The sequence below is a fragment of the Streptomyces lucensis JCM 4490 genome (assembly GCF_014650035.1).
Lineage (GTDB): Bacteria > Actinomycetota > Actinomycetes > Streptomycetales > Streptomycetaceae > Streptomyces > Streptomyces lucensis.
Genome location: NZ_BMUE01000012.1, coordinates 212,905 through 226,800, shown reverse-complemented (window position 1 = coordinate 226,800; position 13,896 = coordinate 212,905). Strand labels below are relative to the sequence as shown.

The 13,896-nt window shown below is 72.0% G+C and carries 12 protein-coding genes; 5 read left to right on the top strand and 7 right to left on the bottom strand.

Going from position 1 to position 13,896, the window contains the following annotated elements; all coding sequences use genetic code 11:
* Window positions 1-158 precede the first annotated feature (158 nt).
* Window positions 159-1,430, top strand: a complete 1,272-nt coding sequence (locus IE177_RS25675) for an MFS transporter (RefSeq protein ID WP_190017824.1) — start codon at window positions 159-161, stop codon at window positions 1,428-1,430.
* Here IE177_RS25675 and IE177_RS25670 read toward each other — a convergent pair.
* The 6 genes from IE177_RS25670 to IE177_RS25645 form a co-directional block, all read right to left on the bottom strand.
* Window positions 1,420-2,520, bottom strand: coding sequence for a calcium:cation antiporter (locus tag IE177_RS25670; RefSeq protein ID WP_190017791.1), 1,101 nt, complete (start codon window positions 2,518-2,520; stop codon window positions 1,420-1,422). The genes IE177_RS25675 and IE177_RS25670 overlap by 11 nt on opposite strands.
* Before the next feature lie 134 nt (window positions 2,521-2,654).
* On the bottom strand, window positions 2,655-3,644 hold the full coding sequence (locus IE177_RS25665) for a TerC family protein (protein ID WP_373305178.1): 990 nt from the start codon (window positions 3,642-3,644) through the stop codon (window positions 2,655-2,657).
* 236 nt (window positions 3,645-3,880) lie between these two features.
* A complete protein-coding gene (locus IE177_RS25660; protein WP_190017789.1) occupies window positions 3,881-5,854 on the bottom strand; it encodes a TerD family protein in 1,974 nt (657 codons plus the stop codon).
* A gap of 60 nt (window positions 5,855-5,914) precedes the next feature.
* Window positions 5,915-6,493: a TerD family protein gene (locus IE177_RS25655; protein WP_190017788.1), complete on the bottom strand. Its 579-nt coding sequence runs from the start codon at window positions 6,491-6,493 to the stop codon at window positions 5,915-5,917.
* A 161-nt stretch (window positions 6,494-6,654) separates the two neighbouring features.
* A complete protein-coding gene (gene uvrB, locus IE177_RS25650) occupies window positions 6,655-8,802 on the bottom strand; it encodes an excinuclease ABC subunit UvrB (RefSeq protein WP_190017787.1) in 2,148 nt (715 codons plus the stop codon).
* Window positions 8,803-8,842: 40 nt separating this feature from the next.
* Window positions 8,843-9,721: an MHYT domain-containing protein gene (locus IE177_RS25645; RefSeq protein WP_190017786.1), complete on the bottom strand. Its 879-nt coding sequence runs from the start codon at window positions 9,719-9,721 to the stop codon at window positions 8,843-8,845.
* 277 nt (window positions 9,722-9,998) lie between these two features.
* Here IE177_RS25645 and IE177_RS25640 point away from each other — a divergent pair, with 277 nt between their 5' ends.
* Window positions 9,999-10,871, top strand: a complete 873-nt coding sequence (locus IE177_RS25640; protein WP_190017785.1) for a glycerophosphodiester phosphodiesterase — start codon at window positions 9,999-10,001, stop codon at window positions 10,869-10,871.
* Window positions 10,872-10,911: 40 nt separating this feature from the next.
* Entirely contained in the window at window positions 10,912-11,466 is a 555-nt protein-coding gene (locus IE177_RS25635) for a methylated-DNA--[protein]-cysteine S-methyltransferase (protein ID WP_190017784.1), read from the top strand.
* A 15-nt stretch (window positions 11,467-11,481) separates the two neighbouring features.
* On the opposite strand, the gene IE177_RS25630 is transcribed toward IE177_RS25635, so the two are convergent.
* Window positions 11,482-11,913, bottom strand: coding sequence for a VOC family protein (locus tag IE177_RS25630; RefSeq protein ID WP_190017783.1), 432 nt, complete (start codon window positions 11,911-11,913; stop codon window positions 11,482-11,484).
* Between the two features lie 98 nt (window positions 11,914-12,011).
* Between IE177_RS25630 and IE177_RS25625 the strand changes: the two genes are divergently transcribed.
* Together IE177_RS25625 and IE177_RS25620 are read left to right on the top strand one after the other, a co-directional pair.
* On the top strand, window positions 12,012-12,920 hold the full coding sequence (locus tag IE177_RS25625) for a pseudouridine-5'-phosphate glycosidase (RefSeq protein WP_190017782.1): 909 nt from the start codon (window positions 12,012-12,014) through the stop codon (window positions 12,918-12,920).
* A complete protein-coding gene (locus IE177_RS25620) occupies window positions 12,905-13,843 on the top strand; it encodes a carbohydrate kinase family protein (RefSeq protein ID WP_190017781.1) in 939 nt (312 codons plus the stop codon). The genes IE177_RS25625 and IE177_RS25620 overlap by 16 nt, the downstream gene beginning before the upstream one ends.
* The last annotated feature ends 53 nt before the right edge of the window (window positions 13,844-13,896 follow it).

The following is a 13,896-nucleotide window of genomic DNA, read 5'->3' as shown; positions in this document are numbered from 1 at the left end:
GTCTATCACGGCGGCCGCGACGGGCGGCCGGCTGTGCGGGCCGTCCCCTCGGCGCGCGCTCCGGCGTCGGTGATCACCACCGCGCGCCCCCGTAACCCCTCCTCACAGCGGGCAGTTGACGCGGCATGCACGCTGTACGCGCCGCCGGCGCCCCGTCCATGCCGCGGCTCGCCGCCGCGTCCCTCGTCGGGACGGCGATCGAGTTCTACGACTTCTTCGTCTACGGCACCGCGGCGGCTCTGGTGCTGGGGCCGCTCTTCTTCCCGACGTTCTCTCCGGTCGCGGGGACGCTGGCGGCGTTCGGGACGTTCGGGGTGGGCTTCGTGGCCCGGCCGCTGGGTTCGGTGCTGTTCGGGCACCTCGGGGACCGGCGCGGACGGCGACCGGTGCTCGTCGTCTCGCTGCTGCTCACCGGAGCCTCGACGGTGGCGGTCGGCTGCGTGCCGTCCTACGGGACGATCGGGGTCGCCGCGCCCGTGCTGCTGCTCGTCCTGCGGTTCCTGCAGGGGCTCGGGCTCGGCGGCGAGTGGGGCGGGGCCGTACTGCTGACCGCCGAGCACGCGCCCGCGAGGCGGCGCGCCCTGTGGTCGAGCTTCCCTCAGGTGGGGCCCGCGGTCGGTTTCGTGCTCGCCAACGGTGTGATGCTCGCGCTGTCGGCGACGCTGTCGGAACCCGCGTTCGCGCGGTGGGGGTGGCGGGTGCCGTTCTGGGCGGCGGGCGCTCTGGCACTGGCCGGGCTGTGGCTGCGCTCCTCGCTCACCGAGAGCCCTCGGTTCCTGGAGATCGACGACCACGCGCGCGTGCCGCTCGTCGAGGTCGTGCGTCACCACGGGCGGCTGCTGCTACTGACCGCCGGGGCGCTGGCTGCGGGGTACGCGGTGTTCTACGCGGTGACGACCTGGTCGCTGGCGTACGCCACGGAGCGGCTCGGGGTCAGTCGCACGGTCATGCTGACCTGCGTCATGGCCGCGGTGGTGGTGAAGGGAGCGCTCACGCCCGTCATGGCGCTGCTCGGCGACCGCTACGGGCGCCGGCCGATGTGCCTGACGGGATGCGCCGCCTGCGCCCTGTGGATGCTCCCGATGGTCGCGCTGCTGGCCACCGGTGAGCCGCTGCTGATGTTCCTCGGCATCCTGGGCGCGCTGCTCGCCTTCGTCACCATGTTCGCGGTGATCGCCGCCTACCTGCCGGAGCTGTACGACGCCCGGGTGCGCTGCACGGGGGCCGCTGTGGGCTACAACCTCGGCGGGATCCTCGGCGGCGCGCTCACCCCGATCGTGGCCACCACGCTCGCGGAGCACGGCGGGCGTGTCCCGTGGGGCGTCGGCGCGTATCTCACGGGTATCTCGCTGCTCAGCCTGGGGTGTTTCGGGCTGCTGCCGGAGACGCGGCCGGCCGCCGCTCCGGCGGCGGAGCCCGTCACGGGTTGATGGCCAGCTCCAGGTAGGCGGCGAACAGCACGAGGTGGACTCCGCCCTGCAGGGGTGTGGCCCGTCCCGGCACCACCGTCAGGGAGCTGACCACCACGGTCAGCGCGAGCAGCAGCATGTGGGTCGATCCGAGGCCGAGGACGAGCGGCCCGGACAGCCACACGGAGGCGAGCGCCACGGCGGGGATGGTCAGGCCGATGCTGGCCATCGCGGAGCCGAGGGCGAGGTTGAGGCTGGTCTGCACCCGGTCGCGGCGGGCCGCCCGCAGGGCGGCGATGGTCTCGGGAAGCAGGACGAGCAGGGCGATGACGACGCCGACGACGGCTTGGTGCAGTCCGGCGGCCTGCACACCCGACTCGATGGTGGGCGACACACCCTTCGCCAGGCCGACCACACCGATCAGCGCCAGTCCGAGCAGGCCGAGACTGGTCCAGGCGGTGCGCGCGGACGGCGGCTCGGCGTGGTTGTCGGCGGCGATGACCTCGCCCTGGCGGGTGATGGGCAGGAAGTAGTCGCGGTGGCGCACGGTCTGGGTGGCCACGAACAGGCCGTAGAGAATCAGCGAGGACAGCGCGGCGAAGGTCAGCTGCACCGTGGAGAACTCGGGCCCGGGTTTGCTGGTGGTGAAGGTCGGCAGGACCAGGCTGAGCGTGGACAGGGTCGCCACGGTCGCCAGGGCGGCGCCGGTGCCCTCGGGGTTGAACACCGCGGTGCCGTGCCGCAGGGACGCGACGAGCAGAGAGAGCCCGACGATGCCGTTGCACGTGATCATCACGGCGGCGAAGACGGTGTCCCTGGCCAGGGTCGAGGTCTTGTCGCCGCCGTCGACCATGAGGGTGACGATCAGGGCCACCTCGATGACCGTGACGGCGATGGCGAGCACCAGGGACCCGAAGGGCTCTCCGACGCGGTGGGCGATCACTTCGGCGTGGTGCACAGCAGCCAGGACCGAACCCGCGAGCACCAGGGTGACCAGGGGGACGACGGCACCGGGCAGGCCACGGCCCCAGGTGAGGACCAGCAGGACGACAGCCAGCGCCGGGACCAGGACCGTCCAGTAGCGGGTGAGCCACCTCGGCCGAGGGATCATGCGGTGATGGTCGCAGAGACGTGCGGGGTTCGCATTCCGTCCTTTTCGGATACCTTCTTCCCTCCGGCGCGGTGGTCCTTACGGCGCGGTGGTCCTTACGGCGCGGTGATCGCCCACCCGCATACCCCGCGTGGTCAGGCGTCGACGTCGTCCTTCGACATGACCTCGCCGCCGCTGGGTGCCGCCTCGGCGGCCGTCTGCCTCCTGGTGGCCGTCAGGCTGGTGATCGTGGTGACGATCAGGACGGCGCAGATCACGCCGAGCGAGACCGGGATGCTGATCTCCGGCACATGGACGCCGGACTCGTGCAGCGCGTGCAGTACCAGCTTGACGCCGATGAAGCCGAGGATGATCGACAGGCCGTAGGACAGGTGGACCAGCTTCTTCAGCAGACCGCCGATGAGGAAGTACAGCTGCCGCAGACCCATGAGGGCGAAGGCGTTGGCGGTGAAGACGATGTACGGGTCCTGGGTCAGGCCGAAGATCGCGGGTATCGAGTCCAGCGCGAACAGCACGTCCGTGGTGCCGATGGCGAGCATCACGACCAGCATCGGGGTCATGACCCGCTTGCCGTTCTGCTGGATCCACAGCTTGGTGCCGTGATACCGGTCGGCCACGCCGAACCTGCGCTCTGTGGCCTTGAGGAGCTTGTTCTCCTCGTACTCCTCGTCCTGGCCGCCGGCGCGGGCCTCCTGGACCAGCTTCCAGGCGGTGTAGATGAGGAAGGCGCCGAAGAGGTAGAACACCCAGGAGAAGCCGGCGATGATCGCGGCTCCCGCGGCGATGAACACGGCCCGCAGGACCAGGGCTATGAGGACGCCGACGAGCAGCACACGCTGCTGGTACTGAGTGGGTACCGCGAACTTCGCCATGATCAGCACGAAGACGAAGAGGTTGTCGACGCTCAGCGACTTCTCGGTGATGAAGCCCGCGAAGAACTCGCCGGCCGGCTGTCCGCCGCCGAAGACCAGAAGTCCCAGGCCGAACAGCCCGGCCAGGGCGATCCAGACGGCGGTCCAGATTCCGGCTTCCTTGACCGACACCTCGTGCGGCTTGCGGCCGATGAAGAAGTCGACGGCGATCAGGGCGGCGAGGCCCACGACGGTGAGGGCCCACAGACCCATGGTCACTTGCACTGCAAACCTCCGGCATCACGTACGGCAAACACATCAGCGTCGTCGCTGCCGGAGGTCTCCTCCACCCGCACGGGGCCGGCGTCCCGGGACCGGAACCGGTCCGTACTGACGGGTGCGCCGCAGTCAGGGAGTACTCCCCTCCGTACGGAAAAGGGTACCCCAATCACCAAGGGAAGGTAAAGGGGTGAGTAAAAGAATGACCAAAGCGCCTGGTCGGCGCCACTTTACTCGCGCTTGGTCCGTGCTCTCGCCACCTCGGCCAGCACCTGCTGGAGGATCTGACTGCCGACCGGCACGAGTGACGGCTCGTACGTCCAGGCATGGCCGACCCAGGGATCGGCGAGGTGGTCGTCGGACACCGGGGTGAGTCGCATCAGCGAACGCCACAGCGGATCGAGCAGGGGGCCGAAGGCCTCCGCGTCCTCGCGGTCCGCGACCATCAGCAGGTGGACGCCGACCGCCGGGCCCTCGTCGGCGAGATAACGCAGCCGGGTCACGGCCCGGTCGTCGAATCCGTGCGGGAAGTCGTTGACGATCAGCAACTGCTGCGCGGTGTCGACGTCGTCCGGCAGCGATGCGGCCGCACCGCCGCGCACTGCCATGTGCGCCAGGTCCACCCGCCGGGTGAGCCTCTCCAGCACCTCCGTCACTCCCGCCGCCCCGGTCGCGGGCGGGGCGGCGAGCACCCCGGCCCCCGTCAGCGGCACCAGCGCCCTGGCTCCGGCGCCGGCCGGGTCCACGACGTGCACGGAGAACTCCCCCACCGGGTGCGCGGCGAGCAGCCGGGCCGCGACCGCGACCGCCGCCTCCATCGCCAGATGCCGCGGCTCGGCGGAGTCGGGAAAGGAGTCGCCGAGCGCCGCCGACGCACCGCTGTCCATCCACAGGCCCCGCTCCAGCGGCAGTCTGACCAGCATCGGGATGCGCAGTGACGGATCCTCGGGCAGGTGGAGGTCGCCCAGCCGCAGGGCCATCGGCGCCTGCTCCGGCACGCGGTAGCCGTGCCAGACGGGGCTGTCCCAGCCGGCGTAGGCGGGCGGGAGCGCGGGCTCGACCACCTCGGATTCGGCGGTGAGCTGGGCGAGGTCGCGGTCCAGGGCCGCGCGCGCCTGGTCGACCAGCTGGGTCCGGCGGGCGTGCGCCGCCTCGCGGGCGGCGTCCGCCGATGCGCCGAGCCGGCCGCGTGGGTCGGCGAGGGCCTGGTCGAGTTCCTTTTCCAGGCGGGTGTCGGCGAAGTCGACGGCACTGCGGTACGCGGCCGTCGTCCGGGCCAGGTCTTCGAACATGCCCCAGACCTGGTTGTACAGGCGCTCCTCCATCGACCAGCCCACGGCGTCCCCCGCGACGGGCTGAGCGGGCCGCCCGTCGGCCGGGGCCGCGGAGGGCGGAGGAGGAGGCGGGGTGCTGTGACGGCGACGCGGGTGCGTGTAGTCGACCGGGCCGGCGGCATCCTGCGGCTGCGGTGCGGGCGCGGGAACCTGGACGTCGTACGGGTTTCCGCCGTCGTGGAGCGAAGGGCGCTGCGGATCGTACGAGAGCGTCGGGCCGGCCGCCCCCGGCACGGAGGACGCGGGCGCCCCCGGAGCGGAGGACGCGGGCGCGGCGGCGTCCTGGGAGGCGGAGGCCTCGGACGGAGCCTGGACCGGGCGGCCCAGGCTCCGGGCCGCCGCCTCCTGGACGGCGGCCGCGAGATCGCCGGCGTCCCGCAGGCCGTGGTCGGCGAGGAGCGCGGGCAGACCGCCCGCGTAGCCCTGGCCCATCGCGCGGACCTTCCAGGCGCCCTGTCTGCGGTACAGCTCCAGGGCGATGACCGCGGTCTCGGCGTCCAGGCCGGTGAGGGTGTAGCAGGCGAGCTCTGTGCCGTCGGCGCCCTCGACCGTGGTGTGCGGAGCGGGAACGGCGCCGAATCCGAGCGGCCCCGCGGAGGGCAGGGCCAGGAACACGTCGACGCGGTGCGCGGTCTCCGGCAGGGCGGCCAGGTCGAGGGCCAGGCGGTGATCGGCGGCGGCCCGCCGGGACACCTCGACGCCGGGCAGTGCGGGGGCGCCGGGGTGGGCCACCCACTGGGGGCCGGGCACGGTGCCGTTCTCGTCGCCGAGCGCGGCACCGGCCACGACCGGCACCCCGGCCGCGATCCGGACCGTCAGCCGGACCTGGGACAGCGCGTGGTTCTGCCCCCGCACCAGCTCGGCCGTCATCGCCGTCGCCCCCCTGCGTCGTTCGTCGTGCGCGCCCGCCCGGGTCCGGGCGGTCCGGTCCTACAGGTGCGGCAGGATCGCCGGCATCAGGTCCTGGAAGGTGCGGCCGTTGGCCGGGGCACCCAGGGCGGTCATCGTCCAGCCCGAGCCCGCCCGGTGCACCTTGGCCATGATCTGGGCGGTGTACTCGCCGCCGCCGGCCAGCGTGTAGCGGGCGAGTTCCTGGCCGTTGGTCTCGTCCACGAGTCGGCAGAACGCGTTCTCCACCTCCTGGAAGGTCTGCCCCGTGAAGGAGTTCACGGTGAAGACGATCTGGTCGATGTGGACGGGAACGCGCTGGAGGTCCACCAGGATCGCCTCGTCGTCCCCGCCCTGACCGATGCCGCCGACGAGGTTGTCGCCGGTGTGGCGCACGGAACCGTCGTCGCTCACCAGGTGGCGGAAGAACACGACGTCGACCGGCGTCTTCTCGGCGAAGAGGACGGCCGAGGCGTCCAGGTCGATCTCGCGCGTGCGGGAACCGAACAGGCCGCGCCGCTTGGCCGCCTGCCAGCCGAGCCCCATGCGGACCGCGGTCAGGGTGGCCCCGTCCTTCTTCTCCAGGCTGATGGCCTGACCCTTGGTCAAGTTGACGGACACGGCTGGTTCCCCTCTCGACGTCCCCTGTTGCCGCCGCGTACTGCGCGGCGGTTGCCTCGAACCCTACGCAGGGGCACCGACAGTGCCGAACCCCGGCCCACGCTTTGTGTCGGTGTTGCAACACTTGGCGCACATCCGGGGTCCGGCACGGGGCGGGAGGCTCAGGCGAGGCCCGCTTCGCGCATCTGGCGCAGCTCCTTCTTCATCTCGGAGACCTCGTCGCGCAGCCGGGCGGCGATCTCGAACTTCAGCTCGGCGGCGGCGGCGCGCATGCGCTCCGTCATCTCCTCGATCTGTCCGGCGAGTTCGGCTGCCGGGCGGTCCGTGGGCACCGCGCCGCCCTTCGCGGATCCGGCGGCCTTGGTGCCCTTGGCACCCTTGGCCGCCTTGTCGCCGAGCGACGGAACGGGCGCCTTGGCTCCCTTGCCGTCCTTGGACTTGCGGTATCCGGACCCGAGGAGCTGTTCGGTGTCGATCTCTTCGCGGGCGATCTGCGCGACGATGTCGTTGATCTTCTTGCGCAGCGGCTGCGGGTCGATGCCGTTGGCCTTGTTGTAGGCGATCTGCTTCTCCCGGCGGCGGTTGGTCTCGTCGATGGCCCTCTCCATCGCCGGGGTGATCTTGTCGGCGTACATGTGGACCTGGCCGGAGACGTTGCGCGCCGCGCGGCCGATGGTCTGGATCAGCGAGGTACCGGAGCGCAGGAAGCCCTCCTTGTCGGCGTCCAGGATCGCCACCAGGGACACCTCGGGCAGGTCGAGGCCCTCACGGAGCAGGTTGATGCCGACCAGGACGTCGTACTCGCCGGAGCGCAGCTCGCGCAGCAGCTCGACGCGGCGCAGGGTGTCGACGTCGCTGTGCAGGTAGCGCACCTGGATGCCGAGTTCCAGGAAGTAGTCGGTGAGGTCCTCGGCCATCTTCTTGGTCAGCGTGGTGACCAGGACGCGCTCGTCCTTCTCGGTGCGCTTGCGGATCTCGTGCACCAGGTCGTCGATCTGGCCCTCGGTGGGCTTGACCACGACCTCGGGGTCGACCAGACCGGTCGGGCGGATGATCTGCTCGACGACGCCGTCGGAGCGTGACAGCTCGTAGGTGCCGGGGGTGGCCGACAGGTAGACGGTCTGTCCGATGCGTTCCTGGAACTCCTCCCACTTCAGGGGGCGGTTGTCCAGGGCGGAGGGCAGGCGGAAGCCGTGGTCCACGAGGGTGCGCTTGCGGGAGGCGTCGCCCTCGTACATCGCGCCGATCTGCGGGACGGTGACGTGCGACTCGTCGATGACGAGCAGGAAGTCGTCCGGGAAGTAGTCCAGCAGCGTGTTGGGCGGGGAGCCGGGCGAGCGGCCGTCGAAGTGCATCGAGTAGTTCTCCACGCCGGAGCAGGTGCCGATCTGGCGGAGCATCTCGATGTCGTACGTGGTGCGCATCCGCAGCCGCTGGGCCTCCAGCAGCCTGCCCTGCTTCTCCAGCTCGGCCAGCCGCTCCCCCAGCTCCTTCTCGATGTCGTTGACGGCCCGCTCCATGCGCTCCGGGCCCGCGACGTAGTGGGAGGCGGGGAAGACGTACAGCTGCTGGTCGTCGCTGATGATCTCGCCGGTGAGCGGATGGAGGGTGGACAGCGCCTCGATCTCGTCGCCGAACATCTCGATGCGGACGGCCAGCTCCTCGTAGACCGGGAAGATCTCGATGGTGTCGCCGCGGACCCGGAAGGTGCCGCGGGAGAAGGCCATGTCGTTGCGGGTGTACTGGATGTCGACGAAGCGCCGCAGCAGCTCGTCCCGGTCCATCTCGTCGCCGACCCGGAGCGGGACCATCCGGTCCACGTACTCCTGCGGGGTGCCGAGGCCGTAGATGCAGGAGACCGAGGCGACCACGACGACGTCACGGCGGGTGAGCAGTGAGTTGGTCGCCGAGTGGCGCAGGCGCTCGACCTCCTCGTTGATCGAGGAGTCCTTCTCGATGTAGGTGTCCGACTGCGGGACGTAGGCCTCGGGCTGGTAGTAGTCGTAGTACGAGACGAAGTACTCGACCGCGTTGTTCGGCAGCAGCTCGCGGAACTCGTTGGCGAGCTGCGCGGCCAGCGTCTTGTTCGGCGCCATCACCAGGGTGGGGCGCTGGAGCTTCTCGATCATCCACGCCGTGGTGGCGGACTTGCCGGTGCCGGTCGCGCCCAGCAGGACGACGTCCTTCTCGCCGGCCTCGATGCGCTTGGCCAGGTCGGTGATGGCCGTCGGCTGGTCGCCGCTGGGCTGGTAGGGGCTGACGACCTCGAAGGGCGCCACCGTGCGTTCGATGTGGGAAACGGGCCGCATGCCATCCACCGTACGACCCCCCACTGACAACGGGTCCGGATCAGCGGTTCTGCGGGGTACGGGAGGGGTGGTGCCGCAGCCGGCGGACCGGCCCGCGGCCCGGGCGGAGAGCGGGGCGGCGCTCGGGGTGGGAGGGGACGTCGGCGGCGGGGACGCCGGCCTTGTGCTCGACGGGCGTGCGGGCCGGCCCGCCCGTGACCATCAGCGGATCGAGGACCACGACCGCGCCCGCGAGGAGCAGGAACGCCAGCGGACCGATCAGCATCGGCACGAGCACCGAGGCCCCCGGGCCGCCGCCGGCGCCGTGCGGGGCGGCGTCGAGGTGGACGCGGAGGGCCGCCATCCCGGTGTAGTGCATGCCGCTGACCGCGAGCCCCATGACCAGGCTCGCGCCCACGCTCCACAGGAAGCCCCGGACCCGGCCGGCGGCCCACAGGGCGGCGGTGGCCGCCACGACCGCTATGGCGACCGAGGCGGCGACGGTGAACGTGTTGTAGGTGAACCCGCCCTGGAAGTGCACGCCCGCCATGCCCAGGTAGTGCATCGAGGCGACACCCAGACCGGTGATCGTCCCGCCGGTGAACAGGGCGGTGCCGGTGGCGCCCCGGTAGCCGACGATGAAGATCCCGATGCCGACCATGACGACGGCGAGGGCGAGGCTCGCGTACGTCGTCGGTGCGTCGTAGTGGAGCGGCGCCCCCTGGATGGTGAAGCCCATCATGGCGACGAAGTGCATCGTCCAGATGCCGGAGCCGATCGCGGCCGCGCCCAGGGCGAGCCAGGCGGGTCTCCGGGCGTGCGTGACCAGCAGGGATCGGGTGGTGCAGCGCAACCCGAGGGCGCCTCCCAGGCAGGCCATCAGGTAGGCGGCCACCGGGGTGACGGCCCCATAGCTGAATCCGTCGACCGTGCCTTGCATCGCGGCTGCCCTTCGCCCTGTTGCGTCCCGGAATATCTGAACAGCGCCCCCGTCCCAGGACCGCGCGGGCGGTCAGGGTTGTCGCTGAGAGTATGACCCCCGCCGGGACGGTCGAACGATTTTCCGGCAAAGAAACACGGCCCTGTCGCAGATGTGCGGCAACGGTGAACGGACCTGGACATCTCCCTCCATTCCGTGGTCGTCGCGCGGGCAGGTGCGGTTGACGCTCCGCTGTCATTCTGTTGCTGTGGGTATTCGCACGACGCGAGGAGTCCGCATGCACACGCGCGTAATGACCGCCACCGCCGTCGCGGTCCTGGGAACGGTGGCGACCATGGTGAGCCCCGCCTCCCGCGCCCTGGCGGGGGAGGTGGCCGTGCCCACGGTGATCGCCCACCGGGGCGCCTCCTCCCACGCCCCGGAGAACACGCTCGCCTCGATCGACAAGGCGGCGCAGCTGGGCTTCTCCTGGGTCGAGAACGACGTCCAGCGCACCAAGGACGGCGAGCTGGTCGTCATCCACGACGACAGCCTGCGGCGCACCACCGACGTGGAGGACGTCTTCCCCGGCCGGGCTCCCTGGAAGGTGAAGGACTTCACGGCCGCCGAGATCGCCCGGCTGGACGCGGGCAGCTGGTTCTCCCCCGCCTACGCGGGCGCCCGCGTGCCGACGCTGAAGGAGTACATGCGCCGGGTCGAGCACAACCACGAGAAGCTGCTTCTGGAGATCAAGAATCCCGAGCTGTACCCCGGCATCGAGCAGGAGACGCTCAAGCTCCTCGGCAACGAGGGCTGGCTGGACCGCGGGCACCTGGGGCGGCTCGTGGTGCAGAGCTTCGACGCCGACAGCGTGCGCACCGTCCATGAGCTGAGGCCCGCGGTCACCACCGCCTACCTCGGCACGCCGACCGTGACGCAGCTGCCTCGGTACGCCCGGTTCACCGATCTGGTCAACCCCTCGTTCACCTCGCTGTCCGCCGGGTACGTCGCGGCCGTGCACGCCTTCGACGGACCGCACGGCAGGCCGCTGAGGATGTTCACCTGGACCGTGGACGACGCGGTCGCCGCGCGCGAGGTCGCCGGTTACGGCGTCGACGGGATCATCACCAACAGGCCCGAGGTGGTGCGGTCGGCGGTGAGCGCGGACTGAGCCGGCGGGCGTTGTCAGCGGCGCGTCGTACCGTGGGCGCATGGACAGCCATGGGCAGGACGGGCAGCGGGTCGTGTGGGCCGTCGTCGGCAGCGACATCGGCCCGCTGATGCTGGCGGCGACACGGGGCGGCCTGGTCAACGTCGTCTTCCACGCCACGGACGCGGTGCGCGACCGGGCCCTGGAGCGGCTGGCGGCCCGCTTCGGCGGTGAACCCGTGGAGGACCCGGACGCGCCGCTGCTGTCCGAGGCGATACGCCAGCTGCGGGCCTACTTCGCGGGCCGGCGGCACTCCTTCGACCTGCCGCTGGACTGGTCGCTGATCTCCGGGTTCAACCGGCAGGTGCTGCGTGAGCTGGCGTCCGGCGTGCCGTACGGCTCCGTGGTGGGGTACGGCGACCTCGCCGGGCAGGTCGGGCAGCCCGGCGGGGCCCAGGCCGTCGGCGCCGCGATGGGCGCCAACCCGCTGCCCGTGGTCGTGCCGTGCCACCGGGTCGTGGAGAGCGACGGCGGCATCGGCGGCTTCGGGGGCGGTCTGGAGACCAAGCGGAAGCTGCTCGCCCTGGAAGGCGTTCTCCCCGAGCCGCTGTTCTGACCGTCCCGGCGCCGGCTACTCGCCGTAGTGCCGCGCCTCGAGGACGTTGCCGTCGGGGTCCCGGAAGTAGAAGTTGCGTCTGGCCTCGCCCCGGGCGCCGAACGAGTCGTGGCCGATGTCGCTCACGGGGACGCCGTGTTCCCGCAGGCGGGCGCGCAGGGCGTCGAACGCTCCGGCCGGCAGGGACAGGCAGACGTGGTTGACGGGGTGGCCCGCGCTGTCGGCCGAGCCGGGCAGCATGCGTGTGCGTTCGGCGGAACTGAGCGGAGCCAGGTCCAGGATGCTCTCCTCGTTGACGCGCACGGACGGGAACGGCGCCTCGCCCGCGGCGAACTCGGCGACCCTCAGCGGTTCCAGACCTACTGACCGCTCGTAGAAGCCAGCGGCGGCGACCGGATCGGCCACCCACAGGACGACGTGGTCGAGTCGCGTGCTGTTGTTCGTCATGCGGCCAAGGCTGGTGGTGTCTCCCACAGGCCGCAAGCGTTTAACGACGGCCGGCGCCCGCCAGGGATGAGGAAGGACCGACGACGGGAGGCGCGCGCGTGGTGCTTGTGGTGTCCGAAGAAGTCCGGGAGGCGATCGAGGCGCGGCGGCCGGTGGTGGCCCTGGAGTCCACGATCATCGCGCACGGCCTGCCGCGCCCGCGCAACCTGCGGGTGGCGCTGGAGCTGGAGGAGGCGGTGCGAAGCGAGGGGGCCGTGCCGGCGACCGTCGCCGTGCTCGACGGGCGCCCCCGGGTGGGCCTGGACAAGCAGCAGCTGGAGCGGGTCGCGAACGAGGAGGGCATCCGCAAGCTGGGCCACCGTGATCTGCCGCTCGCCATGGCGGCCGGGGCCGGCGGGGCGACCACTGTGTCGGCGACGGCGCAGCTGGCCGCGCTCGCGGGCATCCGGGTGTTCGCCACGGGCGGGCTGGGCGGTGTGCACCGTGAGTGGACGGCGACGCAGGACGAGTCGGCCGATCTGCGGCTGCTGGCGCGCACACGGATCACGGTGGTGTGCGCGGGCGTGAAGTCGATCCTGGACGTCCCGGCGACCCTGCAGCGGCTGGAGACCCTCGGCGTGGCCGTCGCCGGGTACGGCACGGACCGCTTCCCCGGCTTCTACCTGTCCGACTCGGGACACCCGGTCGACTGGACACTGAGCACACCGGAGCAGGTCGCCGACGTCATGCGGGCGCAGGAGGCGCTCGGCGGGCCGGAGTCGGCTCTGATCGTCGCCAATCCCGTGCCGGAGGCGGAGCAGCTGGATCCGGGCCTGCACGCGCGCGTGCTCGCCGACGCGCTCAGGGCCTGCGCGGAGCAGGGCGTCACCGGGCAGGCGGTGACCCCGTTCCTGCTGGACCATCTGGTCCGGCACACGGACGGCGCCTCCCTGAGCGCCAACCTGGCGGCGGTCGGCGGGAACGTGCGGCTGGCCGCACGGATCGCGGCGGCGTGGGCCAGGGGGTGACCGCGGGGCGGCGGGACGGGGCGCTGCTGGTCGTCGGCGACGTCGTCACGGACGTGGTCGCACGGCACCGGGGGCCGCTCGCGGCCGGCACCGACACGGCCGCCGTGATCCGGACCCTGCCGGGCGGCGCGGGTGCCAACGTGGCCTGCTGGGCCGCCCACGCGGGCTGCGCGGACGTACGGCTGCTGGGGCGGGTGGGTGCGGACGCGGCCGCGTGGCACGAGCGGGAGCTGGTGGCGTCCGGGGTGCGGCCCCGGCTGGTGGTCGACCCGGAGGCGGCGACCGGCACGGTGGTGTGCCTGGTCGACACGGGCGCGTCGGCCGAGCGCACGTTCCTCACGGACAGCGGGGCGTCCCTGCGGCTGGAACCAGGTGACTGGTCGGACACGTTGCTGGACGGGGTCGCCCGGCTGCACCTGTCGGGTTATCTGCTGTTCACGGAGCCGAGCCGGGCGCTCGCCGAGGTGGCGCTCGCCGCGGCACGCGCGCGTGGTGTGCCGGTCAGCCTTGATCCCGCGTCGGCCGGCTTCCTGGCGGAGCTGGGCGTGACCCGGTTCCTGGCGTTCGCTCAGGCACTGGACGTGCTGCTGCCCAGCCGGGACGAGGCCTGTCTGCTGACAGGGCTGTCCGACGCGGCGGACGCGGCCGCCAAGCTCAGCCGTCTCGTGCCGCTGGTCGTGGCCAAGGCGGGCGCGGAAGGAGCGCTGGTGGCCCGTTCCGGCGCCGTGGCCGCCCGGGTGCCGGCCGCTGCCGCGGTCGCGCGGGACACCACGGGCGCCGGTGACGCCTTCACCGGCGCGTTCCTCGCCGCTCTGGTCGCTGGCGCCGATGCGCGGGAGGCGGCGGCACGCGGGTGCCGGGCGGGGGCGGAGGCGGTGGGCCGGGTGGGCGGAAGGCCGCCGCGTCCGGCCGGCGCGGGCTGAGGCCACCCGGACCGCCCGCGCACACGTGCACGGGAGCCGGCGCTCCGTCGCCG